Here is a 25841-nt window from a genome sequence, read left to right as displayed (position 1 = left end):
GAGGTGCCCCGCGTGCATCTGGATGACTTCGATTTCGACCTGCCCGAAGACCGTATCGCCACCCGCCCGGTGCGCCCACGCAGTGCCGCGCGCCTGCTGGTGGCGGATGCGCGCGGAGAGACGGATACCATCGTGCGCGACCTGCCGCACTTCCTGCGTCCCGGCGACCGGCTGATCCTGAACGACACCAAGGTTCTGCCCGCGCGCCTGTTCGGCCTGCGGCATCGCCAGACGGACTCGGGCAGCGGCACCGCCAAGATCGAGGTCACGCTGCTGGAGCCGCAGACCGATGGCACCTGGACGGCGCTGGTCAAACCGTTGCGCAAGCTGGCCGAGGGCGAAGAGATCGTCTTTGCCGATGGCTTCTCGGCGCGCTTTCTGGGACGGCTGGAGGACGGCACTGCGCGGCTTGCGGTCAACCAGACCGGTGCTGCCCTGCAAGCGGCGCTGGAAGCCTCGGGCGCGATGCCCCTGCCGCCCTACATCGCCGCCAAGCGCCCGGCGGATGCGCAGGACAAAGAGGACTATCAGACGGTGTTTGCCCGCCGCATCGGGGCCGTGGCGGCGCCCACGGCCTCGCTGCATTTCGATCCGCCCCTGCTGGCCGCACTGGCGGCCCATGGCGTCGCGTTCAGCCATGTGACGCTGCATGTGGGGGCCGGGACATTTCTGCCGGTGAAAGTCGAAGATCCCCGCCAGCACAAGATGCATGCCGAATGGGGCGAAGTCAGCGATCAGGCCGCCGAGGAGATCGCCGCGACGCAGGCTGCGGGCGGGCGCATCGTGCCCGTGGGCACCACAGCCCTGCGCCTGATCGAAACCGCGGCGCGCGAGACCGGCACGGTGCGCCCCTGGGCGGCCCCCACCGACATCTTCATCTATCCCGGCTTCCGCTTTCATGCCGCCGATGCTTTGATGACCAATTTCCACCTGCCCAAATCGACCCTGATGCTGCTGGTCTCGGCCTTCATGGGCACCGCGCGGATGCGGCAGGTCTATGCCCATGCCATCGACAAGGGGTACAGGTTCTTCAGCTATGGTGACGCGTCGCTCCTGATCCCGGACCCGGACTGACCCGGCGCAGGGCCGGTCAGCAGGAACCCGCCGAGCCGGGACGGGCAAGGTCGGGAAACCATGCCGGAACGTCGCCATTGGATCACGCTTTGTGACATGCCGGTCACGATCCGGGCATCCTGACGTTTTCGACATGACCGCGCGGATTTTAACGCGTTAGGGAGCGGGCACACGCGGCTTCCGAGTCGCCCTTGCCGAGTTGAACCATGATCGAAACGCTTTCCCGCACCTGGGCCCTTCTGCTGGGCATGATGCTTCTGATGGTGGGCAACGGCATCCAGGGCACGCTGCTGGGTATTCGCGGCGCGCTGGAAGAGTTTTCGACCTTCGAGATGTCGCTGATCATGTCGGCCTACTTCCTGGGGTTCCTGGGCGGGTCGCGCTATGCCCCGGATCTGATCCGGCGCGTCGGCCATGTGCGGGTCTTTGCGGCGTTGGCCTCGTTGATCTCGGCAATCCTGATCCTGTTCCCCTCGGTGACGATTCCGGCGGTCTGGATCCTGCTGCGGGTGGTCATGGGCTTCTGTTTCTCGGGCGTCTATGTGACCGCCGAAAGCTGGCTGAACAATGCCGCCACCAACGAAAACCGGGGCATGACCCTGTCGCTGTACCTTGTTGTGCAGATGGTGGGTATCGTGACGGCGCAGGGCCTGCTGACGCTGGCGGATCCGGGCGGTTTTGTGCTGTTCGTCATCCCGTCGGTGCTGGTCTCGATCGCCTTTGCGCCGATCCTGCTGTCGGCCTCGCCGACACCGCCCCATGACCAAACCAAACCCATGGGCATCCGCGAGATCTTCAAGCGTGCCCCGCTGAGCTGCGTGGGCGTCACCCTGCTGGGCGGCGTGTTCTCGGCGATCTTCGGCATGGCCTCGGTCTATGGCGGACAGGCCGGGCTGAGCATTGCGCAGATCTCGATCTATGTGGCGGTGATCTATCTGGGCGGGCTGTTCTTGCAATTCCCCGTGGGCTACCTGTCGGACCGGATGGATCGGCGCAAGCTGATCGTGATCATGGCCGGGATCGGCGCGCTGGCCAGTGTGGTGGGTTTTGTCGGCGGCAGTTACGAAGTGCTGCTCGCGGCGGCGTTCCTGATCGGCGGCACCGCCAACCCGCTTTACGGGATTGTGCTGGCCTATGCCAACGATCACCTGCATGTCGAGGATATGGCCGCCGCCTCGGGCCGACTGATGTTCCTGAATGGCTGCGGTGCCATCGGCGGCCCGCTGCTGACTGGCTGGATCATGGAAGGCATCGGCCCCAAGGGGTTCTATGTCTTTATCGGGGCGCTGATGACGACCCTGATGATCTATGGCGTCTACCGGACATTCCGCCGTCCGGCGCCCGCCCCCGACGATTCCGGCACCTATGTGGCGGTGGGGCTTGGATCCTCGGCCGTCGCGATGAGTGCCGCGCAGGACTACTACGTCGAACAGTCCGATGATGAGCCGTCGGTCTTTGACGTCGCTCCGGAAGGCGAGGAAGAACCCGAAGAGCTTCCCGAACCCCTTGAAGACCACGAAGTAACCCTCAATCCGGTAAAATCTTGACCAAACCGGATTCACTTGTAACGCTGATGTCACACAAACTGGGAAAACGACCATGACACGCGAGGCAGCCCCGGCAGAGGAAATTCTGCGGTTCTGGACCGAAGAGACCAGCCCCGAAGGCTGGTACCGTCAAAGCGATGATCTTGACGCGGAAATCCGGAAACGATGGGAAAGCATGTGGACCGAGGTGCGCAAACACGGCTGGCCGGGCTGGACCCCGACGCCGCGCAGCACGCTGGCGTTCCTGATCCTCACCGACCAGTTCCCGCGCAACATGTTCCGCAACGACGGGCGTGCGTTTGCCACCGACGAACTGGCCCGCGCGCGTGCCAAATGCGCCATCGAGAAGAACTGGGATCTGAAGATCGACGGTGCGGCGCGGCAGTTCTTCTACCTGCCGCTGTGCCATTCCGAATGCCTTGTGGATCAGGACCGCGCCGTGCGCCTGTTCAACACGCGGATGCCGGATGCCGCCGAAAATCTTGTGCATGCCCGCGCGCACCGCGAGGTCATCCGCCGCTTCGGACGTTTCCCGCATCGCAACACCGATCTGGGCCGCGCCTCGACCTTGGTCGAGCAGAGTTTCCTGAAATCGGGCGGCTATGGGTCTGTCGTGGACTCTCTGAAAGCCAGCGCGTAATCACCCCGCACATTTGGTGGCAGGCCATTTGCTGGCCTGCACCTGAATCGGGGGCAGGGTGCCGTGTATCAACTCAACAGCGAAACGCCGGGCGACTGGTGGGAGGTCGAGGCCCTGTATGACCTGTGCTTCGCGCCCGCGCGCGAGGCGCTGTCGTCCTACCGGCTGCGCGATGGCGTGCCGCCGGTGCCAGGGCTGTCGCTGCTGGCCCGCGATGGCGACGGCATTCTGGCCGGTGCAATTCGCTTCTGGCCGGTCCGTATCGGCACCCACTACGCGGTGCTTCTGGGCCCGGTGGCCGTGCACCCGACCCGACAGGGCGAGGGGTTGGGCGGCGTTCTGATCCGCGACGGCAATGCCGCCGCCGCCGCGCAGGGCTGGAGCCGGGTGCTGCTGGTCGGCGACCACGACTATTACCGCCGGTTCGGCTTCGCACGGTTGGCGGGCGTCGAGATGCCCCCGCCGACCAACCCCGAACGGGTGCTGGGTCTGCCCTTGCTGGACGGTGCCTGGGAGGGCATTTCGGGCAAGGTAGAACGCGCGCCCGAAGCGATCTATCCAGCAGGCTAGACCGGCGTCAGGTTTTGCTGAGGTATTCGGTCACCGCCGGACGCACCGATTGCTCGCCCTGGGCGCGGGCCATTTCGATCACCCGCCGGACCTCGTGCAGGTCCGATTGCAGCAGAAGGTGCTTCACCGGCCCGACCGAGGCCGGCCGCATGGACAGCGCCCGCAGGCCCATGGCGGCAAAGCACAGCGCTTCGACAGGGCGGCCCGCATCCTCGCCGCAGAAGGACACCGGCGTGCCGGTGTCGCGGCAGCGGTTCACGATCTGCTCGATGAAGCTGAGGAAGCTGACATTCAGCGTGTCATAGCGGCGGCGCACCCGTTCGTTCTCGCGGTCCGCTGCAAAGAAGAACTGTTTCAGATCGTTGCCGCCGATCGAGATGAAATCGGCCATGGCGAAGAACTGGCGCGGCGCGAAGGCAAGGCTGGGGGTTTCCAGCATCGCGCCGATTTCCAGCTTCTCGGGCAGGGTGTGACCCAGGCGGTCCTCTTTTTCCATCTCGTCCAGCAGGATCTGCCGGGCTTCGCGGAATTCCGAAAACTGGGCGATGAAGGGAAACATCACCGTCAGCGGGCGGCCTTTCGCGGCGCGGATCAGCGCCTGAAGCTGCATCCGCATGACGCCCTTCTTGTCCAGCCCCACCCGGATCGCTCGCCAGCCCAGGGCGGGGTTTGGCTCTTCGGTGGGCTTCATGTAGGGCAGCACCTTGTCGGACCCGATGTCGAGGGTCCGGAAGGCCACGCGCCGGCCGTCGGCGGCATCCATCACGCGCGAATACAGGGCGGCAAGATCGCCCCGACGCGGCACCTTCGAGCGGATCAGGAACTGCAACTCGGTACGGAACAGGCCGACGCCCTCGGCCCCGGAATCGCGAAGGCTGGGCAGATCGGCCATCAGGCCCGCGTTCATGTCCAGTCGCACCACCGCGCCGCATTTGGTCTCGGCCTTGCAGTCGCGGATCGAGGAATAGCGCTCTTGCGCCTTGGCCTGCATCGCCAGCTTGTCGCGAAAGGCGGTTTTTACCGAATCGTCGGGGCGCAGGTGCACCACCCCCTGATCGCCGTCCACGAGGATCTGATCGCCGTTCAGGGCCTCGGTGGTGATGCGGTCGGCATTGATGACCAGCGGCACCGCCCAGGCGCGGGCGATCACGGCGGCATGGCTACCGACCGAGCCTTCTTCCAGCACGATGCCCTTCAGGGTGCGGCCGTATTCCAGCAGTTCGCCGGGGCCGATGTTGCGGGCCACCAGAATGGCATCTTCGGGGCGCGCGGCACCCGTGTCGCGGCCCTGGCCGGTCAGGATGCGCAGAAGGCGGTTGGACAGGTCGTCCAGATCATGCAGCCGTTCGCGCAGATAGGCATCGGGGACCGAGCGCATCCGGGCCTGCGCAGTGGATTGTTCCTTTTCCACGGCAGCCTCGGCGGACAGGCCGCGCGCGATGTCCTCGTCCATGCGGCGCAGCCAGCCCTTGGAATTGGCAAACATCCGGTAGGCTTCCAGAACTTCCAGATGTTCCCCGCCGCCGGTCTTGGCGGTGGCCAGCATGTCGTCGACCGACACGCGCAGGGTTTCGATGGCATCGCGCAACCGCTTGGCCTCGACCTCGGGATCGTCCCCGATGGGATTGGTGACCACGACGCGGGGATCGTGCAGGAAGACATGGCCTTCGGCGCTGCCCTCTTGCCCGACCACGCCGCGAAAGACCTGGGCGCGCTTGTGCAGCGGTGTCAGGCTGTCGCTGTCGCCAAGGATCGCGCCCAGTTCGGTCATCTCGGCCAGAACCATGGCCACGACTTCCAGCGCGTAGACCTCGTCGTCGGAGAAACTGCGGGCTTCTTTCGACTGCACCACCAGCACGCCAACGCGCTGGCCCAGCCGCTGGATCGGCACGCCCAGGAACGAGCTGTAGACCTCTTCCCCGGTTTCCGGCATGAAGCGGAACCCCGGCGCTTGTGGCGCATTGGCGGTGTTGATCGGGTTGGACGTGGCCGCGACCTTGCCCACCAGACCTTCGCCCAGCCGCATCCGTGTCTTGTGCACCGCGTCGGCCTTCAGACCTTCGGTGGCGCACAGTTCCAGCGTGTCATTGTCGCGGAACAGGTAGACCGAGCATACTTCGGTCCGCATCGAATCCGCGATCAGATGCGTGACCCGGTTCAGACGTTCCTGTTCTCCACCGTGGGAGGCCAGCGTCTCGCGTAGCCTTCCCAGCAGTTTCCGGCTTTCGGATTCTGATGTCTGAACCATGGTCTCCGATCAGGAGTCGTTGCCCTGCAAGTCGAAGGCATCATGGAGAGCCTGCACCGCAAGTTCCATATATTTCCGGTCAATCAGCACGGAAATCTTGATTTCAGAGGTGGTGATCACCTTGATGTTGATATTTTCATCGCGCAACGCCTTGAACATCTGGGCGGCGACGCCCGCATGGCTACGCATGCCGATGCCCACAACCGAGACCTTGCACACCTCGGTATCGGCGATCAGCTCGTGAAAGTTGATCTCGCCGCGTTCCTTGGCTTCGGTCATGGCGCGTTCGGCGCGCAGGACCTGATCCACGGGGCAAGAGAACGTCATGTCGGTGCGGCCATCGTCGCTGATGTTCTGCACGATCATGTCCACGTTGACGCCGGATTCCGACAGCGGGCCGAAAATGGCGGCGGCGATGCCCGGACGGTCAGCGACCGAGACCAGGGTCATCTTGGCTTCGTCACGCGAATGGGCGACACCCGAGACGACTTTGCTTTCCATGATTTCCTCCTCGTCGCACACCAGCGTGCCGGACGTTTCCGTGTTCTGTTCGAAAGATGACAGCACCCGCAGGCGCACCTTGTAGCGCATGGCCAGTTCGACCGAGCGGGTTTGCAGGACCTTGGCCCCCAGTGACGCCAGTTCCAGCATTTCCTCAAGCGCGATCTTGTCCAGCTTGCGCGCTTTGCTGGTGATGCGCGGGTCAGTGGTATAGACGCCGTTCACATCGGTATAGATATCGCAGCGCTCGGCGGCAAAGGCCGCGGCAAAGGCCACCGCCGTGGTGTCCGAGCCGCCCCGGCCGAGCGTGGTGATCCGGCCTTCGTCGCTGATGCCCTGAAAGCCCGCAACCACGGCCACGCGCATGCCTTCGGCAAACTTCTGGTCGATGTGATCGCGCGGGATATCCTCGATCCGCGCGGCGGAATGGGCCGAGGTGGTCTTTACCGGCACCTGCCAGCCCTGCCAGCTGCGGGCCGGGATGCCCATTTCCTGCAGGGTCAGGGACATCAACCCGGCGGTCACATTCTCGCCCGAACTGACCACCGCGTCGTATTCGCGGGCGTCGAACAGCGGCGAGGTGCCTTCCACATAGCCGACAAGCTCGTTGGTCTTTCCCGACATCGCGGAAACGATCACGATGACGTCATAGCCGCGCTCGACTTCGGCGCGGACCTTTTCAGCGGCGTTGCGAATGCGGTCCAGGTCCGCAACCGACGTGCCGCCGAATTTCATTACGAGGATCGGCATTGTGTCCCCTTCTGCCTCGGGTCCATGGTCCGCCGTCTCTTAAGCAAGCCTGTCCGCCGCCGCAAGGGCAGGCCGGGCGCGGTTGGTCGCAATTGGCGGGGTCAATTGGTCTTTTTGGGATCCGAGAAGGGCAAGGGCAGAACCGGGATGCCGTCATCGATCAGCGATTTGGCATCCTTGGCCGTGGCCTGGCCACGAATGGCGCGCTCCGGCGAGGTGCCTTCGTGGATCCGCCGGGCCTCGGTGGCGAATTTCTTGCCGACGTCCTCGGTATTGGCCTCGACCGCACGGCGCAGCTTGTCGATGGCCTCGGCCACTTCGCTGTTGGCGGGTGCCGACAGGGCCGGTGCGGTGGGGGTCTCGGGAACCACGGGCGCGCCCGTGTCGGGGGTCACGGCCTTGTGGCGGGCGGGGCGCACGCGCGGCGCCATCAGTTCCTTGCCCACATCGCTGCCGCCGCAAGACGGGCAGGTGACCATGCCGGCACCCTTCAGCCTGTCGAAGGCCGCCCCGGACTGGAACCAGCTGTCAAACCGGTGCCCGCACGAGCATTTCAACGCATAGGAAATCATGAGGGGCCTCCCTCCGGACTGGCAACGTCTGACTGTCTACAAGCGTCCCAGATTAGCGAGTCAGAACCTTCGGGTCAAACCTGCGAATGATCTGGCGCAACTCGTCCTCGTCGACCAGGGCGGCGGCGCGTTTGGGCGAGAACCACTTGCGCTTTCGCTGATCGCTTTCGGGATATTTCTGCAGCAGGCGTTTGACCTTGATGGCAAAAAGCGACACCACGCAAGGCAGGTCGTCGGTGTCGTCCATCACCTTGGTATAGGAGTAGATTCCCAGACACTGGGGGTGGGCATCGCCCTCGACCCCGGCTTCCTCATAGGCTTCGACTGCGGCGGTGCCGGCCGGGGTCTGCCCCGGCATCGGCCATCCTTTCGGCACGATCCAGCGTCCGGTGCCACGGCTGGTGACCAGGAGAACCTCGGGCTTGCTGCCATCCATGCGATAGCACAGCGCGCCGAACTGGGATCGGACATCCCCCTTGCGCACCGCGCCCAGCGTCAAGGGAACCTGGGGGAACTTCTGGATGGACATGGCGGGTGGACAGGCCTTTCAGGGTGTTTCAGAGTCTTCGGAATATGGGGCGTCGGGCCGTCCCTGTCCATGCCTTTGCGGCAACCCGCATCGCACTTGATTGCCGGGGATGCCGAAATAGGTCTGGGGAAAGAGGAGACATCGGCATGATATCGCGCATTGCACTGACCTTCTGCGCCAGCCTTGGGCTGGTCACCGCGGCAAGTGCCTTCGAATTCAATGCCATCGAAGGCGGCACGCTGGATCTGGACGACTGGGCCGGGCAACCGGTTCTGGTGGTCAATACTGCGTCCTTGTGTGGATTCACGCCACAGTATTCCGGGCTGCAGGCGCTGTACGATCAGTACCGCGAGGCCGGGCTTGTGGTTCTGGCGGTGCCGTCGGACGATTTCCGGCAGGAACTGGACGGCGCCGAAGAGGTCAAGGAGTTCTGCGAGATCAACTATGATCTGGATCTGCCCATGACCGACATCACCCATGTGCGGGGCCAAGCTGCGCATCCGTTCTACAAATGGGTGGCCGAGACGGCGGGCTTTGCACCCAACTGGAATTTCAACAAGATCCTGCTGGCCCCGGACGGTTCGGTCGCGGCCACATTCGGATCGCGCATCACGCCGCAGTCGCAGGCCATCACCGGGCGGATCGAGGCCATGATTGCCGACTGACCCGCCGGTTTTCATCGGGTCCGAGGTCTATCGCGGCTCCTCTTACGGGCGTTGGCATCCGCTGGCGGTGCCGCGCGTGCCGCAAGTGATGGATTTGTGCCGCGCCCTGGGCTGGCTGCCCACAGGCCAGTACCGGACCAGCCCCCGCGCCAAGCCCGAAGTGCTGACCTGGTGGCACACGCCAGAGTATATCGCGGCGCTGCAAAGGGCCGAAGCCACCCAGCAGGTGTCCGGGGCCGATCGCGCCCGGCACCATCTGGGCACCACCGCCAACCCCATCTATCCCGAGATGTTCCGCCGTCCCGCCACCTCGGCCGGGGGCGTGATGCTGGCCGCCGCTTTGCTGGCGCAGGGCGGGGTGGTGCATTGTCCCGGCGGCGGCACCCATCACGGGTTTCCGGATCGCGCCAACGGGTTCTGCTTTCTCAACGATCCGGTTCTGGCGATTCTCGCGCTCAAGCGGCAAGGCGCGGCGCGGGTGGCCTATGTGGACATCGACGCGCATCACTGCGATGGGGTCGAACACGGGTTTCGCGCCGATCCTTCGGTTCTGGTGGTCTCGGTGCACGAGGCCGGGCGCTGGCCGCGCACCGGTGGTGTGTTCGACCGCGGGCTGGGCAATGTGGTGAACCTGCCGGTGCCGGCGGGGTTCAACGACAGCGAATGCGCTTTCCTGCGCGATGCAGTGATCCTGCGCCGGGTGGCGGACTTCCGGCCCGATGCCATCGTGTTGCAATGCGGCGCCGATGCGCTGCTGGAAGATCCGATGTCGCGGCTGGCCCTGTCCAACAACGCCCATCTGGCAATTCTTGACGGGTTGCGTCCGCTCAGCCCGCGCCTGATGGTTCTGGGCGGCGGCGGCTACAATCCTTGGTCGGTGGGGCGGCTGTGGACGCGGGTCTGGGGACGGTTGATGGGGCACCAGATGCCGGACCGCTTGCCTGACGCAGCCGAGCGCATCCTGTCGGCCCTGCGCTGGACCGGCCTGCGCGCCAGCCGCAAGGTTGCGCCGCATTGGCGGACCACCCTTGTCGATGCGCCGCGAAACGGACCGATCCGCCCCGAAATCCTGCAGTTGGCAGCGACATATTCAACCACGATGGTGTGACACGATCCCACGGCGCAACAAGACTTGCGAGCCACCGGGCGCTGTGCCTACCATCGGGGCAGGTGATGGGGCGCCCGACGGCCGCCCCTCGGAGGACCGGAGGAATTTCCATATGAGCCCAACATCCTATCAGGGGCCGCGTGCCAGCGACATGAAACGCGTGCGGACCTATACCCAGAACCAGGCATCGAACCTGGGACGGCCCGACAATCACGCCACCGTGGCGGATATCCTGGCCGAAAAGGGCGGTGACGTCTTTGCCGTATCGCCGGGCGATACCGTGGCCAAGGCCCTGGGCGTGCTGAAGGACAATCGAATCGGTGCCGTGGCCGTGGTCGGCGAAAGCAACGACCTGCGCGGCATCCTGTCGGAGCGCGATATCATCGCCACGCTCGACATGGACAGCACCGACTGGCTGGGTGGGACCGTCAAGGACGTGATGACTGCCGATCCGATCACCTGCAAGCCCGACGAAGTGCTGCTGTCGGTGCTGCGCACCATGACAGACGGCAACTTCCGGCACATGCCGGTGGTCGATGGCGACGGCAAGATGGTCGGGCTGATCTCGATCCGCGACGTGGTGCGCAAGCGCCTGAGCGAGCTGGAGTACGAAGCCCTGCGCCTGAAGCAGATGATCGTGGGCTGAGGCCCGCGCCATGTTTCAGGATCTGACCCTGTCCCCGATGCTGGCGGTGGGTCTGGTGGTGGTCATGGCCCTGTCGGGCCAGGCCTTCCGTTCGAACTGGAAGCTGCAGGCAGACGGCTGGGTTCTTCGGGCTTGGCTGTTCGCATTGCCTGCGCTGCTGGCGTTTTCGGCGCTGGCCTTTCTTCCGATGCGTGGTGTCGGCCCCTAACGTCCGATCCGGTGCCTGACCCGGTTTCAGGCCTTGGGGTCGTCGATCCCGGCCTCGATCTCGGCGCGCATGGCCTCGGCCTTCTTGCAGGTGCGCTTGCATTCCAGCTTGTCGCGGATCGGGCTGTCGGGGTCGATGGGCTGCGAACAGACGACGCATTTGTCGGTGCCGGCGATGGCGTTCAGCCCGCCGCAACTGCCCTTGATGGTCTTGCCCATCAGCATGACCCCCAGCGACATGGCAACCACGACGGCAAGCAGCAGCAGGAAGGCGAATGCGAAAGTGGCCATGGGGCGTGTCTCCGGTTTGGGTCAGTCCTTCGTGCCAACAAGGGCGTCGAAGGCGGGGCTGGTCCGGGTTACAAACTGGTCATTGTTGCGGTCGATGGCAAGGACGGCGACTCCGGCCTGCTCGGCAATGTCGAACGCGGTCTCGCTGCCGACCACCAGAAGGGCGGTGGCCCAGGCATCGGCCATCATCGCCGTGTCGGCGATCACGGTGATCGAGGCGGTCTGATGAATGACCGGCTTGCCGGTGGTCGGATCAATGATGTGCGAATAGCGCACGCCATCCTGTTCGAAGTAGTTGCGATAGTCGCCCGAGGTGGCCAGCCCCTTGTCCGAGATCAGCACGATCTCTTCCACGGTGCGGCTGGCGGTGTCGGGACGCTCGATGCCGATCGACCAGGGCGAGTCCTCGGCATTCAACCCGCCGGTGGCCAGGTCGCCGCCGATTTCGACAAGATAGCGGTCGATGCCCTCGGCGCGCAGGGCGGCCGCGATCTGATCGACCCCGTATCCCTTGGCGATGGCGGACAGGTTGACCGACACCTCGGGCTGCAACTTGCGCAGGGTGGTGCCGTCAAGCTCCAGCAAGGTGGACTGGCCGACCGATTGCAGGGCCTGGGCGATCTCGGCGTCCGAAGGGATCGGATCGCCGGGTTTCTTGGCACCGAACCCCCACAGGTCGATCAGCGGCGCGAGGGTGACGTCAAATTTGCCACCGCTGAGCTGATGAATGTCGTTGGCCGCACTCAGCACCTGCGCGAAGGGGGCCGAGACCGTGACCGCTTCGGTCGACAGCGCCGCGTTGAACAGGCTGACTTCCGAGTTGGGATCCCAGTTCGACATCTTGCCGTTCACATCGGCCAGAACCGTCTCGACGCGATCGACCAGATCATCCTTGGTGGTGCCGTCCGGCGCATCCACGACCGTGAGGTTATAGGTCGTGCCCATGGTCTTGCCGCTGATCTTCAGGGTCTCGGGGGTGTCGTCGAACAGACAGCCAGCCAGCGGCAGGGTGGCGACGGCAAGAAGCAGGGCCGGGCGCATGGGAGAGCTCCGCATTGGGGTTTTGCCGCGATGTGTCACCAGACCCCTTGCAAGTCAAGCGGTTGAAATGTCCCGATCCGAGACAGGAGACCGGTGTCTGCGTCCGGCCGGAGGGAATTCATACGGCTTTGGTCGCCAACGTCGCATGTTCAAATCCAAATGAGTCTGAAAGTATGGCAACTTGAAGCATGGACCCGCCCTTGCGGTCGGATGTTTCGCCAAATACACGCCTCGACAGGTTTGCCGCAAAGGTATGCCCGAGTATACAATAACGACGTAGCAATAGGTTCAGCCCGCCGAAAATGCCTCATCATGTGCTGAAGAAAGGTCTCGACCTGCCCATCGAGGGCGCGCCCGAGCCTCGTATCGACCTTGCCTCGCCCCCGACGGCTGTTGCCGTCATCGGGGATGACACCATTGGCCTGAAGCCCAAGATGCTGGTGGCCGAGGGCGACGAGGTTTCCCGTGGAACTCCGCTGTACTGCCACAAGGACAGCCCCGATGTGGTGTTTACCGCGCCGATGAGTGGCCGCGTGCGCGCCATCAATCGCGGCGCGCGCCGGGTGCTGCAAAGCGTGGTGATCGACGTCTCGGACGCCGAGGACACCGGGATAGACTTCGGGGCGGCCGATCCGGCCACGCTGGACCGCGACGCGGTTGCGGGCAAGCTTCAGGCCTCGGGCCTGTGGACCTCGTTGCGCACGCGGCCCTATTCCAGGATCCCCGCCGCCGATGCCGTGCCCGCGGCGATCTTCGTGACCGCGATGGACAGCGAACCGTTGGCGCCCGACGCCCGACTGGTGCTGAACGATGCGGCAGAGGATTTCCAGCGCGGACTGGTGGCGCTGACCCGGCTGACCGAAGGTCCGACCTATCTGTGCCAGGATCCGGGCGAGGATCTGTCCGGCGGTGTGGCCGGGGTGGAGACTCATGAGTTTTCGGGGCCTCATCCGGCTGGGCTGGCCGGAACCCACATGCATTTCCTGATGCCGCCCAGCACTGACCGCGTGGTCTGGAGCATCGGCTATCAGGATGTGATCGCCATCGGGCGGTTGTTCGCCACCGGCTTTCTGAACCCCGAGCGGGTGATTTCGCTGGCCGGACCGCGCGCCAAGGCGCCGCGTCTGCTGCGCACCGCCATGGGGGCGTCGCTGGCCGAACTGATCGACGGCGAGATCGCAGGCGATGAACCCGTGCGGGTTATTTCCGGATCGATCCTGACCGGACGGCTGGGCGAGGGGGCGTTTGCCTTTCTTGGCCGCTATGCCCGCCAGGTGACGCTGATCACCGAGGACACCAGGAAGATGGTGCTGGGCTGGATCACGCCGCAACCCAGCAAATACGCGGTTCAGCCGGTGCTGGCGTCGGCGCTGGCAGGGGCGGGCAAGCTGTTCGACCTGACCTCGAACATGAACGGTGGCCGCCGCGCCATGGTGCCCACCGGCACCTTCGAGACGCTGATGCCGCAGGACTTCCTGCCGACGCAACTGTTGCGCGCGCTTCTGGTCATGGACACCGACACCGCCCAGCAGCTGGGCGCGCTGGAGCTGGACGAGGAAGACCTCGCGCTGTGCTCCTTTGCCTGCCCGGCCAAATATGAATACGGGCTCGCGCTGCGCGACAGCCTGGTCAAGATCGAGAAGGAGGGCTGAGCATGGGCGTCCGCGCATTCTTCGACCGGATCGAGCCGCTTTTCGAGAAGGGCGGCAAATACGAACGCTACTACCCGGTGTTCGAGGCGATCGAGAGCTTCGCCTTCACCCCCAAGACCGTTACCACCGCCGCGCCGCACGCGCGCAGCTTCGTGGATATGAAGCGGATCATGACCTATGTGGTCATCGCCACGATCCCCTGCATCCTGGTCGGCCTGTGGAACACCGGCTATCAGGCCAACGCGGCCATCGCATCGGGGCTGGAACCCAGCGGCTGGCGCGCTGCCATCGCCGGGATCTTCGGCTATAACCCGGCAAACCCGCTGGCGAATTTCGCTCACGGGCTGATGTATTTCCTGCCAATCTATATCGTCACACTGGCGGTGGGCGGCTTCTGGGAGATTCTGTTCGCCACCGTGCGCCGGCACGAAGTGAATGAAGGTTTCCTCGTCACCTCAATGCTTTACACGCTGATTCTGCCGGCCTCTGCGCCGCTGTGGCAGGTGGCACTTGGCATTTCCTTCGGGGTGGTGATCGGCAAGGAAGTCTTTGGCGGCACCGGCAAGAACTTCCTGAACCCCGCGCTGGTCGGACGCGCCTTCCTGTATTTCGCCTATCCGGCGCAAATGTCGGGCGACTCGGTCTGGACCCCGGTGGACGGCTTCTCGGGCGCCACGGCGCTGGCGGTCTCGGCCTCGGAAGGCTACCAGGCGCTGGTCGGCCACGGCATCACCTGGATGGACGCCTTCATCGGCACGATCCAGGGCAGCCTGGGCGAAACCTCGACCCTGGCGGCGATGCTGGGACTGGCCTTCCTGCTGGCCACGCGGATAGCCAACTGGCGGCTGATCGTCGGCTGTCTGGGCGGCATGATCGCCTTTTCGTTGTTGCTGAACCTGATCGGATCGGACAGCAACCCGATGTTCGCGATGCCGTGGTACTGGCATCTGGTGCTGGGCGGCTATGCCTTCGGTCTGGCCTTCATGGTGACCGAACCGGTCTCGGCCAGCCACACCAATGTGGGCCGCTACATCTATGGCGCGCTGATCGGCTTCATGGTCGTGATGATCCGTGTGGTCAATCCGGCCTTCCCGGAAGGCATGATGCTTGCCATCCTGTTCGCCAACATCTTCGCGCCGCTCATCGATCACTTCGTTGTTCGGGCGAATATCGCAAGAAGGGCCAAACGCCATGTCTGACATGTCCAATGACCCCAAGGGCGGCTTCATCGCCCGGTTCAAGGCTCTGCCGACGGATTCCATTCCCAAGACCATCTTCGTGGCGGTCGCGGTCTGTCTTGTTGCTTCAATGATCGTCTCGGTCGCCGCTGTGTCGCTGCGACCGGTGCAGGAAGCCAACAAGCTGCTCGACAAGCAGAAGAACATCCTGCAGGTCGCCGGGCTGTACGAGGACGGCATGAATGTGGCCGAAGCCTTCAGCCAGTTCGAACCGCGCGTCGTCGAGATCGAAACCGGCACCTACACCGATGTGGTGGATGCCACGACCTTCGACGACATTGGCGCGGCCTCGGACCCGACAATGTCGGTGGAACTGGATGACGATCCGGCGGGCATTGGACGGCAAAGCAAATACGCCACCGTCTATCTGCTGAAGGACGACGCCGGGAACCTCGACAAGGTGATCCTGCCGATTTACGGCTACGGCCTGTGGTCGACGCTGTACGGCTTCATCGCGCTGGAAGAGAACGGCAACGACATCTACGGCCTGCAGTTCTATGACCACGCCGAAACCCCCGGTCTGGGCGGCGAAGTGGACAACCCGCGCTGGAAAACCCAGTGGAGCGGCAAGAAGCTGCGCGACGACCAGGGCGATCTGAAAATCACCGTCTCCAAGACCACGGCCACGGGCCAGGAAGCGCATCATGTCGATGCACTGGCCGGTGCGACACTGACCTCGGTCGGCGTGGACAATCTGGTGCGCTTCTGGATGGGGCAGCAGGGCTTTGCGCCCTACCTTGAAAATCTGGCCGGGGGGAACGTGTAATGGCCCAGAAGACAAAGGAACTCCTTGTCGATCCGCTGGTCGACAACAACCCGATCACCCTGCAGGTTCTGGGCATCTGTTCCGCGCTGGCGGTGACATCCTCGCTGCAGGTGGCCTTCGTGATGACGCTGGCGGTGACGGCTGTGACCGGCTTGTCGAGCTTCTTCATCTCGACCCTGCGCAACCATATCCCCAGTTCGATCCGGATCATCGTGCAGATGGTGATCATCGCCTCGCTTGTGATCCTGGTGGACCAGATCCTGAAGGCCTATGCCTTCCAGATCTCGAAAACCCTGTCGGTCTTCGTGGGCCTGATCATCACCAACTGCATCGTGATGGGCCGGGCCGAGGCCTTTGCCATGAAGAACCCGCCGGTCGCCTCGCTGATCGACGGCATCGGCAACGGTCTGGGGTATGGCCTGATCCTGATGCTGGTCGGCGTGATCCGCGAGTTGTTCGGCTCGGGCAGCCTGTTCGGCGTGACCATCCTGCAGACCGTGAACAACGGCGGCTGGTACGTGCCCAACGGCCTGCTGCTGCTGCCGCCGTCGGCCTTCTTCGTCATCGGTCTTCTGATCTGGGCCTTCCGCAGTTGGAAGCCGGAACAGGTCGAGGCGCGTGAGTACAAGATCCAAAGCGTGGAGGCCCACTGATGGATGGCCTGTTGTCACTCGCCGTAAAGGCGATTTTCGTTGAAAACCTGGCGCTGTCCTTCTTCCTGGGCATGTGTACCTTCATCGCCGTGTCGAAGAAGATCACGACGGCATTGGGGCTTGGCATCTCGGTGATCGTCGTGCAGGCGATCACGGTGCCGGCCAACAACCTGATCCTGACCTATCTGCTGGCCCCCGGTGCCCTTGGCTGGGCCGGGTTTCCGGATGTTGACCTGACATTCCTTGGCCTGATTTCCTATATCGGCGTGATCGCGGCCATGGTGCAGATCCTTGAGATGGTGCTCGATCGTTTCTTCCCGCCGCTCTACAACGCGCTGGGGATCTTCCTGCCGCTGATCACGGTGAACTGCGCCATTCTGGGCGGCTCGCTGTTCATGGTGGAACGGGACTACAACTTCGCGGAATCGACGACCTATGGCATCGCGTCGGGCGTCGGCTGGGCGCTGGCGATCACCGCCATGGCCGGCGTGCGCGAAAAGCTGAAATACTCCGACATTCCGGACGGGCTTCAGGGCCTTGGCATCACCTTCATTACCGCAGGGTTGATGGCCATGGGCTTCATGTCCTTCTCGGGCGTCAAACTGTAAGGAGCGGCGCAGATGGCAACGTTTACTCTCGGCGTTTTCCTGTTCACGATCATCGTGCTGGCCCTGGTCACCGTGATCCTTCTGGCCCGGTCGCGCCTTGTGTCGACCGGGGATGTGAACATCACCATCAACGGCGAAAAGACGATCTCGGTTCCGGCGGGGGGCAAGCTGTTGCAGACCCTTGCGGCGGAAAAGCTGTTCGTCCCCTCGGCCTGCGGCGGCGGCGGCACCTGTGCCCAGTGCCGGGTGCGGGTGCATTCCGGGGGCGGGTCGATCCTGCCCACCGAGGAAGGCCATATCACCAAGCGCGAGGCCGCCTGCGGCGACCGTCTGTCGTGCCAGGTGGCGGTCAAGCAGGACATGGAGATCGAGGTTCCCGAAGAGGTCTTCGGCGTCAAGAAATGGCGCTGCAAGGTGCGGTCCAACGACAACGTCGCGACCTTCATCAAGGAACTGGTGCTGGAACTGCCCAGCGGCGAACATGTCAACTTCCGCGCCGGGGGCTATATCCAGATCGAATGCCCACCATACGAATTGTCGTACAAGGAATTCGACGTCGATGAAGAGTACCACCCTGACTGGGACCGCTTCAAAATCTGGGACGTGAATTCGAAAGTCGATGAAGCGGTCGAGCGCGCCTATTCGATGGCCAACTATCCGGAGGAAGAGGGCATCATCATGCTCAACGTCCGGATCGCTTCGCCGCCGCCGGGCTCCTCCGGCATTCCGGCGGGCAAGATGTCGTCCTACATCTTCAACCTGAAACCCGGCGACGAGGTCACCATTTCGGGTCCGTTCGGCGAATTCTTCGCCCGCGACACCGAAAAGGAAATGATCTTCGTGGGTGGCGGGGCCGGCATGGCGCCGATGCGCAGCCACATCTTCGACCAGCTCAAGCGTCTGAAGACCAAGCGCAAGATCAGCTTCTGGTACGGCGCCCGTTCCAAGCGCGAGATGTTCTATGTGGAGGATTTCGACGGTCTGGCCGCCGAGAACCCGAACTTCGAATGGCACGTTGCCCTGTCGGACGCGCTGCCCGAAGACGAATGGACCGGCTATACCGGCTTCATCCACAACGTTCTGTTCGACGAGTATCTGAAGAACCATCCCGCGCCGGAAGACTGCGAATACTACATGTGTGGTCCGCCCATCATGAACCAGTCGGTCATCAACATGCTGCTGGATCTGGGCGTGGATCGCGAAGACATCATGCTGGACGACTTCGGCGGATAACCGCAGCACAGCCCGAATTGAAAACGCCCCCGGTTTCGGGGGCGTTTTTTTGCTCAGGCGCGGCGGCGCAAGCGCAGCGCCCCCAGCCCGACAAGGGGCCCCATCATCAACACGACGGGCGCGGGCAGCGGAACCTCCGCAATCCCTAGCTCAAGGCTTTCCCCATCCCCGGTGATCGACAGCGGCGTGTCGAAGGGATAGGCGGCAAGGGTCTGCACCACTCCATATCCCGATGACCCGGTGACCGGTGCCAACCCGATGGCCGCCAGTCCGCTGGCATTCGAGGCAAAATAGCTGTCGAACAAGGCGGTCGCCTGCGGCCCGGTCGTACCCGGTGACAGTTGGATCGAATGGGTCAAAGACCCGAGGAAGCTGGAAAAGCCGACACTGGCCAGATAGCCGGTGACGACGGTGTCGGTAAAGCGGTAGCTGAGCTTCTTGCGACCGGTTTCAACGTTCATCAGATCATAGGTGATTTCGGTGATCGTGTCGGATTCCTTGAGCTTGATCGTCTTGAATTTCAGGATTTTCGCATGAGGCGCATGCATCTCGACCTTGGTGCCGTTGACCGTTGCAGTAACGCCCGTCGGTTTTTTCCCTGTGAATGTTTCTGCATTGTCGATGGCGTCCTTGACCGCCTTTGCCTTGTCCGCCTTCGTCATGCCCGAATGGATATCCGCCTTCCCGGTGTATCTTTTCTTGTTGTAGCGGAATTCGATCAGGACTTTGCCATTTGCACCTTTCCCGACTTCTGTCGGAATTTCGGCATCTATTTCAAAATTGTGGCTGCTGGCGTGTGCCGTGCCTGCGCCGACACAGGCCAGTGCCACCGCAAACAACATCGGTCCGTGTTTTCTCATCTGGTCCCCCATTTCGCGGAGTATGTGGATCCGCGTTGCGCCTCAGGGTAACACAATCAGGGGGTTATCTCACGAAGTCTGGGTTGCTGCGGCGACACGGCGGGAACAGGGGGATGGTTCGGGTGCGCATCCCGGTGCTAAGCTTGTCGCAAAGCCCCTGTTCAAAAGTCAAAGCATATGACGTGAAACGCCTTTTCCTGCCGGCCGCCCTTCTGGTCCTGATCTTCGCTTTCTGGCAAAGTTCGGATGTTCAGACTATCGCCGCTGGTGTGGCGATCTTCCTGTTTGGCATGATGATGCTGGAGGACGGCTTCAAGGCGCTTGGCGGCGGCATGCTGGAACGGATGCTGGCCGGGGCGACCAGGTCCACGCCACGGGCGCTGCTGTTCGGCATCGTCTCCACCACCATGCTGCAATCCAGTTCGCTGGTGTCGGTGCTGACGATTTCCTTCCTCAGCGCCGGGCTGATCTCGCTGATCGGCGGGGTGGGGATCATTCTGGGCGCCAATATCGGCACCACCACCGGCGCCTGGCTGGTGGCGGGGCTGGGGCTGAAGGTCAATATCTCGGCCTATGCCATGCCGATGCTGGCATTCAGCATCGTGCTGGTGTTCCAGAAGAACAAGCTGCTGCGCGGGGCGGGTTATGTGCTGGCGGGCATGGGGTTCCTGTTCCTCGGCATCCACTACATGAAGGAAGGCTTCGACGCGGTCAGCGCCCAGATCGACCTGTCGAAATTCGCGCTGGCCGGGGTGCTGGGGCTGGCGGTCTATACACTGGTGGGCACCGCCGCGACGGTGGTGATGCAGTCCAGCCATGCCACGATGGTTCTGATCCTGACGGCCCTGTCAGCGGGGCAGATCACTTATGAAAACGCGCTGGCTCTGGCCATCGGCTCCAACATCGGCACCACGGTGACGGCGGTGCTGGGGGCCCTTGGGGCCAATTACCAGGGGCAGCGACTGGCACTGGCGCATCTGATCTTCAACGTCACCACGGCGGTTGTGGCCTTGGCCCTGATCGTTCCCCTGCGTGAAGTGGTGGATGCCATCGCCGGGCTGGTCGGGATCGCAGAGGATGACTACGCGCTGAAACTCGCGGTGTTCCATACGATCTTCAATGTCATGGGCGTGGCGATGATGCTGCCGATGCTGAACCGCCTCGTGCGGTTCCTGGAGCATCGCATCTCGGACAAGATGCCCGGCGTCAGCCAGCCGCATTTCCTGAACGCCTCGGTGGCCGAGTTCCCGCAGACCCTGGAACCGGCCCTGCGCAACGAGGTCATCCATCTGTACGACAACGCCGTGGCGTTGATCCTGAAAGGGCTGAACCTGCCACGCGACGAAGTGTTCTCGAACAAGGATCTGGAGGCGGTGGTGCGCGACAACCGCACCCAGGTGGATCTGGACCTTGCGCTTGACTACGAACGGCGGATCAAGACACTGCATTCGGCCATCGTCGACTATGTCTCGCGCGCGGGCGACGACAAGACCAGTTCCGCGATGACCGACAGGATCCAGATGCTGCGCGAGGTCGCCAACAGCATCGTCGCCGCGGTCAAATCGGTCAAACACCTGCACAAGAACATCGATCGCTACACGACGCACCCGCAGGGCACCGTCACCACGATCTACGACGAGTTGCGGGCCGAGATCGCCCGTATCCTGGTCGAGATCGACGCGCTGGCCAAATCGGAGCTCGGCGACCGCAGTTCGCTCTGGCTGGATCAGGAGCGCGCCGAGATCGAGGAAGACGCCCGCTCGCGCACCCGCCGCATCGACGCGCTGATCCGCAGCCGCCAACTGGCACCGCTGGCGGCCACGTCCTTCCTGAACGATTCGACCTACGCCTATGATGCCATGCGCGAACTGATCGCCGTTGCGCAAGGACTGTACGCAGAACAGGATGCAGCCTTGGCCGAGGTCGAGGGGCTGCTGGTTCTGGAAGACGATGAACTGGACGAATCCGATACGGACGAAACCTTGTCGCAGGACGATTCCGGCGAGGCCAACAAAACTGTCACAGAACCCGGCTAGACTGTCAGTCGGGAGGTCTGGTCGGGAGGAAGATCATGGGGCTCAAGAAACTAGCCGGACGGGTCGAAGCCTATCGTGACCGCGTCAAACAGGGCAAGGCGGACAAGATCAAGCCGCAACACGTCGAACGCGTTCTGGACCGTTTGCGCCGCAAGGAAGCGGATCTGAAAGACAAGCTGGATCATGCGCATGGCAGCCGCGACAAGGACAGGTTGAAGCGCAAGCTGCGCGTTGCCCGCAAGCATATCGAGCGGGCCGAGTGGCTGTTGAAGGAAGTCGCCTGACATCGGGCACGGCCGCTGGCGGCACGGTGTCGATGGTAGGCCCGGCAGGATCAACACAAGCCAAGCGCTGCAATGCTTTAGAAGTGCGAACCTTCAAAGCACCAACGTTGAAAAGAATAGAGAAATTGACCGTTTGGCGAACCTTCCGCCAAACCGATTTGAAAAGAAAAACCCCGGCGCAGGGCGAACTGCAACCGGGGCTGAAAGCTTTCAAGACGCCGTTGAACGTCGCGGAAAAGATAGCGCGACGAAGCGTGCAAACGCAATCTCAAAGTTTGGCAAGGCAGAGCACAAGGCAGCGGCCCGCAGTCTCGGCTATGCGCTGACGAGCGGAGATGCTGACGCCTGGTCGGATTTCACCAGGATCATTGATCGCCGCCTGACAACCCAAGAGCGGGCCGCGCTTGCCTGGGCTTCACTGCGCTCCCTTTCGCCTGACATTGCAGAGATCACTGTTGAGGCCGTCCTTGGTGCGCCCCTGCCGACTTACTTCGCAGGGCAGGAGATCGATGCGGCCCGCCACTGGGCGCATTGGGCCACGGCACGCCAGCGAGAGGCGTTCGCGCTCGCGGCCTATGACGCAATGCCTGCCGACCGACAAGCGGCCTTCCTGAGCCATGTGCAAGGGAGGGGCGCGGCATGACAGAGAGTGAGATTGCGCGGCTGCTCTATCACATGCCCGTTGTAGCGGAGAGAGCATCCAACCCTTGGACCAAGCAATTTGCTGAGAACATGGCCAAGCGGGCCAGATTCCGCAACTGGAAGCCCAGCCAGAGGCAGACCCAGATCATGCGCCAACTTGTGGAGGATCTGTTCCGCAGCCCGGCTGCTGGCGACGACTTCGTTGTGATTGAAGAAGAGGGAGGCACTAGCGCCGCCTGATCGCGCTGTTGGCGCGCGGACGGACAACAGACGGTGGCGCGCGCCACCACCAAAAGGCGTACCACGGGACGGGGACACACGCCAAGCGCAGCCCGAAAGGTCGAAGCGCGTCCCCCGGTGTCAATCCAGACGCCGCAAGTAGCGACTGAGCACCCGGCGTGGATCGTCGAGACCGGGTGCGCCTGAAAGCGATGGGTCGGCTCCGTTGAGCAGGTCTTCACGCTGGAGGCACGGGACCAGCTCAGCCTCAATGGCTGGGACTGGTCGCCCTATGCCTTCTGCTCCGGGTCTCACCATTGAGCAGGTACAGAGCAACAGTAGGAACTGTAGAGATATGCGAGACGACACGAACAACGAGACACACGCACGCAAGCTGGCCGAGGTTGTCGAAAGCCTGAAGCGCCGGGCAATGCGCAAGCGGCAAGCGCAAGGTCACTATCTCAGCACATTCGAGACGCCTGCCAGCCTCACGGGTCCTTCCGGCAGGCCCCCCTGCGGGGGTAATTCGCACCCCGGCATTTCTGGCGGTGCAAATTTTGCAAAGGGGTATGATTTGCCATGAGAATCCTTTCCGAACTGCCCCTTGAAGGTGACGCGGTGCACCGCATTGGCGGCAAGGATTTGTGCACGCTTCTGGACATTTCCTCTGGCGCGCTGAGCGAGCTGAAGGCCAAGGGCATCGCAGTTCACCTGAGCCATGATGCCTACGACCTGTGCGCCACCGTGGGCGGCTATGTCCGCCACCTGAGGGCCATGGCGGCACAATGGGGCACCGAAGATCAAGCCGCCAACCTGACGGCAGAGAGGGCGCGGCTGGCGAAGGAACAGGCCGACGCCCAGGCGCTCAAGAACGGCGTTGCACGCGCCGAGCTGGTCAAGGCTGACGAGGTTGTGCGGGAATGGGCCGAGGTTCTGCGCAAGATCCGGGCCGGTGTTCTGGCCGTGCCCGCCCGCCTTCGTGGCGAGATCCCGGACCTGACCGCCGCCGAGCTTGAGAAGATCGATCGCGAGATCCGCAGCACGCTGGAAGGTCTGGCCCATGACGCAGATAGCTGAGATCCGCGCCCAGGCACTCAGGGCCCTGTTGCCACCGCCGCGCCTGCGCCTGTCGGACTGGATCGAGCGCGAGGTGCAATTGCCCGAAGGTGTTTCCAGCCAGCCTGGCCCGGTGCGCCTCTGGCCCTTCCAGCGCGAGATCGCCGACGCCATCGGAGATCCGCTGATGGAGCGCGTGACCCTGGTCAAGCCGGTGCGAGTCGGCTTTACCACGCTTCTCAGCTCTGCCGTGGCCAGCTTCGTTGCCAACGATCCCGCGCCCATTCTCTGCCTGCTGCCTGCCGAGAGCGATTGCCGCGACTACGTGGTGTCCGACATTGAACCGATCTTCGCGGCTTCACCGGCTGTGGCACGGGCGCTGAGCGGCGATCTGGACGAGGCCGGGCGCAACACGCTTCTGTCGCGGCGGTTTTCCGGTGGATCGCTGAAGGTGGTTGCGGCCAAGGCACCCCGGAACCTGCGCCGGCACAATGTGCGCTTCCTGCTGATGGATGAGGTCGACGGGATGGCGCCGACGCCCGAAGGGTCGCCCCTGATGCTGGCCGAAAAGCGCACGCTGAGCTTTCCGGACCGCAAGATCATCCTTGGGTCAACGCCCGTGCTGGAAGACACCAGCCATGTGTTGCGCGCCTATGCACAATCGGATCAGCGGATCTTTGAGGTGCCGTGTCCGGATTGCGGCACCTTCACCGAGATCCAATGGGGGCAGATCAGCTGGCCCGAAGGCGAACCCGGCGCGGCCTTCTGGTGCTGCCCGCATTGCGCGGCCGAGATTGCCGAACGGCACAAGCCCGATATGGTCGCCGCCGGTCATTGGCGCGCCACGCGGCCCGAGATCGAAGGTCACGCGGGCTTTCGCATGAACGCCCTGATCAGCCTTCATGCCAATGCCTCATGGGGCAAGCTGGCAACCGAGTTCGTCGCTTCCAAGGACGATCCGACCACCTTGCAAACCTTCGTGAACACGATCCTTGCCCAGGGCTGGCGTGCGGAAGGTGACGAGTTGGACGACGAAAGCCTTGCCGCGCGCGCCGAACCCTTCGACCTGGATGAAGTGCCTGCCGAGGTGCTGGCGCTGACGGTGGGCTGTGACGTGCAACATGACCGGCTGGAACTGACCTATATCGGCTGGACCGAAACCGGATCGATGCTGATCCTTGGTCACAGGGTGATCTGGGGGGCGTGGGATGCTGACGAGACCTGGCGCGAGCTGGACTCGCTTCTGGCCGAACGCTTCCCCCATGCCTTGGGCGGCAAGATGCGGATCGACGCGACCGCCGTCGATGCGGGCGACGGCACGACCATGCACGCGGTCACGGCCTTCTGCCGGTCCCGTACCCGCCGCAAGATCTGTGCTATCAAGGGCGCGGCAGGCAATCGCCCGGTGATCGAGCGGGCCGGATCGAAGACCAAGACAGGGGCGCGGCTGTGGATCGTGGGCGTGGACACGGTGAAGGCGCAACTATTCGCCAGATTGCCCAGGGCAGGGCATGTGCGGTTTTCCGAAAGCTTGCCGCCGGTCTGGTTCGAGCAGGTCGCATCCGAACGCGCGGTGATCCGCTATTCACGGGGCCAGCCGGTGCGCAGCTTTGAAAGGATACCGGGCAAGCGGGCCGAAGCCCTTGACTGCGCCGTCTATGCCTTCGCGGTGCGCCACCTGGTCAACATCAACCCCGATCAGCGCCGCGCGGAACTGGCGCAGGTTGAGGCGATGGCAAAGCCCAAGGGGCCGGTGCTTACGTCAAAGTGGATGGGGCGATGATGGAGGCGTTATCCCCAGCACTGTCCGGCTGGTCGCGCTGTCCCTGTCATTTCCCTGTGTTTGTCCCTGTCCCTGTCGTGCCGGACAGTTTGAGACTGTCCAGGACTGTCTTAAAGTGTCTTTCGGACAGTTGCGGACAATTCAGCCCGTCACACCCTTTTTCAGGCGGACACCGGCACCACCGCCGTTTTCCGCGATGAACTCGACGCCAGCGGCTTCAAGGGCGGAGCGGATCGCGGCAATGGTAGACTCTCGACCACCGAGGTTTCCGTCACTTTTTTCCAGTCGGGCTATCGTTGGATAGGACACACCGGAGGCTTTGGCCATGTCGTGCTGCGACCAAGCCAATAGAGCTCTCGCGGCTTTGACCTGCCTAACTGATAGAAATTCTATTGACATTGGGTCCTGCTGTGTCCGATATA

At 63.3% G+C, this 25841-nt stretch carries 28 protein-coding genes; 20 read left to right on the top strand and 8 right to left on the bottom strand.

What is annotated here, in order from left to right; translation table 11 throughout:
- Positions 1 to 12: 12 nt before the first annotated feature.
- The 4 genes from queA to ACP15K_RS02660 all read left to right on the top strand — a co-directional run bounded on the left by queA (position 13) and on the right by ACP15K_RS02660 (position 3831).
- Positions 13 to 1074, top strand: coding sequence for a tRNA preQ1(34) S-adenosylmethionine ribosyltransferase-isomerase QueA (gene queA / locus ACP15K_RS02675; protein WP_424989728.1), 1062 nt, complete (start codon positions 13 to 15; stop codon positions 1072 to 1074).
- 206 nt (positions 1075 to 1280) lie between these two features.
- Positions 1281 to 2621, top strand: a complete 1341-nt coding sequence (locus tag ACP15K_RS02670; protein ID WP_193142204.1) for an MFS transporter — start codon at positions 1281 to 1283, stop codon at positions 2619 to 2621.
- A gap of 52 nt (positions 2622 to 2673) precedes the next feature.
- Positions 2674 to 3261, top strand: a complete 588-nt coding sequence (locus ACP15K_RS02665; protein ID WP_193142203.1) for a DUF924 family protein — start codon at positions 2674 to 2676, stop codon at positions 3259 to 3261.
- A gap of 63 nt (positions 3262 to 3324) precedes the next feature.
- The gene (locus ACP15K_RS02660) at positions 3325 to 3831 is read left to right on the top strand and encodes a GNAT family N-acetyltransferase (RefSeq protein ID WP_193142202.1); all 507 of its coding nucleotides are present in this window, start codon (positions 3325 to 3327) and stop codon (positions 3829 to 3831) included.
- Positions 3832 to 3838: 7 nt separating this feature from the next.
- On the opposite strand, the gene ptsP is transcribed toward ACP15K_RS02660, so the two are convergent.
- The 4 genes from ptsP to ACP15K_RS02640 form a co-directional block, all read right to left on the bottom strand.
- Positions 3839 to 6079, bottom strand: coding sequence for a phosphoenolpyruvate--protein phosphotransferase (ptsP, locus tag ACP15K_RS02655; RefSeq protein ID WP_193142201.1), 2241 nt, complete (start codon positions 6077 to 6079; stop codon positions 3839 to 3841).
- A 9-nt stretch (positions 6080 to 6088) separates the two neighbouring features.
- On the bottom strand, positions 6089 to 7330 hold the full coding sequence (locus ACP15K_RS02650) for an aspartate kinase (RefSeq protein ID WP_193142200.1): 1242 nt from the start codon (positions 7328 to 7330) through the stop codon (positions 6089 to 6091).
- 101 nt (positions 7331 to 7431) lie between these two features.
- Entirely contained in the window at positions 7432 to 7902 is a 471-nt protein-coding gene (locus ACP15K_RS02645; RefSeq protein ID WP_424989727.1) for a DUF1178 family protein, read from the bottom strand.
- A gap of 52 nt (positions 7903 to 7954) precedes the next feature.
- The gene (locus ACP15K_RS02640; RefSeq protein WP_193142198.1) at positions 7955 to 8431 is read right to left on the bottom strand and encodes an NUDIX hydrolase; all 477 of its coding nucleotides are present in this window, start codon (positions 8429 to 8431) and stop codon (positions 7955 to 7957) included.
- Positions 8432 to 8577: 146 nt separating this feature from the next.
- On the opposite strand from ACP15K_RS02640, the gene ACP15K_RS02635 reads away from it, so the two are divergent.
- The 4 genes from ACP15K_RS02635 to ACP15K_RS02620 all read left to right on the top strand — a co-directional run bounded on the left by ACP15K_RS02635 (position 8578) and on the right by ACP15K_RS02620 (position 11058).
- Complete coding sequence (locus ACP15K_RS02635; protein WP_193142197.1) at positions 8578 to 9096, top strand: glutathione peroxidase; 519 nt, start codon at positions 8578 to 8580, stop codon at positions 9094 to 9096.
- Positions 9086 to 10204 (top strand): acetoin utilization protein AcuC, encoded by a 1119-nt coding sequence (locus tag ACP15K_RS02630; RefSeq protein WP_226925889.1) that lies wholly within the window; start codon positions 9086 to 9088, stop codon positions 10202 to 10204. The genes ACP15K_RS02635 and ACP15K_RS02630 overlap by 11 nt, the downstream gene beginning before the upstream one ends.
- A gap of 112 nt (positions 10205 to 10316) precedes the next feature.
- Positions 10317 to 10850 (top strand): CBS domain-containing protein, encoded by a 534-nt coding sequence (locus tag ACP15K_RS02625; protein WP_193142196.1) that lies wholly within the window; start codon positions 10317 to 10319, stop codon positions 10848 to 10850.
- Positions 10851 to 10860: 10 nt separating this feature from the next.
- Positions 10861 to 11058, top strand: coding sequence for a hypothetical protein (locus ACP15K_RS02620; RefSeq protein ID WP_193142339.1), 198 nt, complete (start codon positions 10861 to 10863; stop codon positions 11056 to 11058).
- 26 nt (positions 11059 to 11084) lie between these two features.
- Here ACP15K_RS02620 and nqrM read toward each other — a convergent pair whose 3' ends face one another.
- Together nqrM and ACP15K_RS02610 are read right to left on the bottom strand one after the other, a co-directional pair.
- Complete coding sequence (gene nqrM / locus ACP15K_RS02615; RefSeq protein WP_193142195.1) at positions 11085 to 11348, bottom strand: (Na+)-NQR maturation NqrM; 264 nt, start codon at positions 11346 to 11348, stop codon at positions 11085 to 11087.
- A 21-nt stretch (positions 11349 to 11369) separates the two neighbouring features.
- The gene (locus ACP15K_RS02610; RefSeq protein WP_424989726.1) at positions 11370 to 12389 is read right to left on the bottom strand and encodes an FAD:protein FMN transferase; all 1020 of its coding nucleotides are present in this window, start codon (positions 12387 to 12389) and stop codon (positions 11370 to 11372) included.
- 302 nt (positions 12390 to 12691) lie between these two features.
- Here ACP15K_RS02610 and ACP15K_RS02605 point away from each other — a divergent pair, with 302 nt between their 5' ends.
- From ACP15K_RS02605 to nqrF, 6 genes are read left to right on the top strand one after another with little or no spacing between them, the layout of a single operon-like run.
- Entirely contained in the window at positions 12692 to 14041 is a 1350-nt protein-coding gene (locus ACP15K_RS02605) for a Na(+)-translocating NADH-quinone reductase subunit A (protein WP_424989725.1), read from the top strand.
- A 2-nt stretch (positions 14042 to 14043) separates the two neighbouring features.
- Positions 14044 to 15240, top strand: a complete 1197-nt coding sequence (locus ACP15K_RS02600; protein ID WP_193142192.1) for an NADH:ubiquinone reductase (Na(+)-transporting) subunit B — start codon at positions 14044 to 14046, stop codon at positions 15238 to 15240.
- A 1-nt stretch (position 15241) separates the two neighbouring features.
- Positions 15242 to 16045 carry a Na(+)-translocating NADH-quinone reductase subunit C gene (locus tag ACP15K_RS02595; RefSeq protein ID WP_226925907.1) on the top strand — a complete coding sequence of 268 codons (804 nt, stop codon included), beginning with the start codon at positions 15242 to 15244 and terminating at the stop codon, positions 16043 to 16045.
- Positions 16045 to 16698, top strand: coding sequence for an NADH:ubiquinone reductase (Na(+)-transporting) subunit D (locus tag ACP15K_RS02590; RefSeq protein ID WP_193142190.1), 654 nt, complete (start codon positions 16045 to 16047; stop codon positions 16696 to 16698). The genes ACP15K_RS02595 and ACP15K_RS02590 overlap by 1 nt, the downstream gene beginning before the upstream one ends.
- Positions 16698 to 17306: an NADH:ubiquinone reductase (Na(+)-transporting) subunit E gene (gene nqrE, locus ACP15K_RS02585; RefSeq protein WP_193142189.1), complete on the top strand. Its 609-nt coding sequence runs from the start codon at positions 16698 to 16700 to the stop codon at positions 17304 to 17306. The genes ACP15K_RS02590 and nqrE overlap by 1 nt, the downstream gene beginning before the upstream one ends.
- 12 nt (positions 17307 to 17318) lie before the next feature.
- On the top strand, positions 17319 to 18539 hold the full coding sequence (nqrF, locus tag ACP15K_RS02580; RefSeq protein WP_193142188.1) for an NADH:ubiquinone reductase (Na(+)-transporting) subunit F: 1221 nt from the start codon (positions 17319 to 17321) through the stop codon (positions 18537 to 18539).
- A 53-nt stretch (positions 18540 to 18592) separates the two neighbouring features.
- Here nqrF and ACP15K_RS02575 read toward each other — a convergent pair whose 3' ends face one another.
- A complete protein-coding gene (locus ACP15K_RS02575) occupies positions 18593 to 19399 on the bottom strand; it encodes a VPLPA-CTERM sorting domain-containing protein (protein WP_424989724.1) in 807 nt (268 codons plus the stop codon).
- A 182-nt stretch (positions 19400 to 19581) separates the two neighbouring features.
- Between ACP15K_RS02575 and ACP15K_RS02570 the strand changes: the two genes are divergently transcribed.
- The 6 genes from ACP15K_RS02570 (at position 19582) to ACP15K_RS02545 (ending at position 25419) form a co-directional block, all read left to right on the top strand.
- Positions 19582 to 21435 (top strand): Na/Pi cotransporter family protein, encoded by a 1854-nt coding sequence (locus ACP15K_RS02570; protein ID WP_424989723.1) that lies wholly within the window; start codon positions 19582 to 19584, stop codon positions 21433 to 21435.
- Between the two features lie 35 nt (positions 21436 to 21470).
- Positions 21471 to 21719, top strand: a complete 249-nt coding sequence (locus ACP15K_RS02565; RefSeq protein ID WP_193142185.1) for a hypothetical protein — start codon at positions 21471 to 21473, stop codon at positions 21717 to 21719.
- A gap of 133 nt (positions 21720 to 21852) precedes the next feature.
- Positions 21853 to 22362 carry a hypothetical protein gene (locus ACP15K_RS02560; RefSeq protein WP_424989722.1) on the top strand — a complete coding sequence of 170 codons (510 nt, stop codon included), beginning with the start codon at positions 21853 to 21855 and terminating at the stop codon, positions 22360 to 22362.
- On the top strand, positions 22359 to 22601 hold the full coding sequence (locus ACP15K_RS02555; RefSeq protein WP_424989721.1) for a hypothetical protein: 243 nt from the start codon (positions 22359 to 22361) through the stop codon (positions 22599 to 22601). Before ACP15K_RS02560 ends, ACP15K_RS02555 begins: the two co-directional genes overlap by 4 nt.
- Positions 22602 to 23159: 558 nt before the next feature.
- The gene (locus ACP15K_RS02550; RefSeq protein WP_424989720.1) at positions 23160 to 23657 is read left to right on the top strand and encodes a DNA packaging protein; all 498 of its coding nucleotides are present in this window, start codon (positions 23160 to 23162) and stop codon (positions 23655 to 23657) included.
- Positions 23641 to 25419: a phage terminase large subunit family protein gene (locus tag ACP15K_RS02545; protein ID WP_424989719.1), complete on the top strand. Its 1779-nt coding sequence runs from the start codon at positions 23641 to 23643 to the stop codon at positions 25417 to 25419. Before ACP15K_RS02550 ends, ACP15K_RS02545 begins: the two co-directional genes overlap by 17 nt.
- A gap of 141 nt (positions 25420 to 25560) precedes the next feature.
- Here the strand turns inward: ACP15K_RS02545 and ACP15K_RS02540 are convergent, their stop codons facing one another.
- Positions 25561 to 25818: a helix-turn-helix domain-containing protein gene (locus ACP15K_RS02540; protein ID WP_424989718.1), complete on the bottom strand. Its 258-nt coding sequence runs from the start codon at positions 25816 to 25818 to the stop codon at positions 25561 to 25563.
- Positions 25819 to 25841: the final 23 nt, after the last annotated feature.

The sequence above is a fragment of the Fluviibacterium sp. S390 genome (genome assembly GCF_049800695.1).
GTDB lineage: Bacteria > Pseudomonadota > Alphaproteobacteria > Rhodobacterales > Rhodobacteraceae > Meridianimarinicoccus.
Note: the sequence above shows the minus strand (reverse complement) of the source record. Positions and strands in the feature narration are given on the sequence as shown.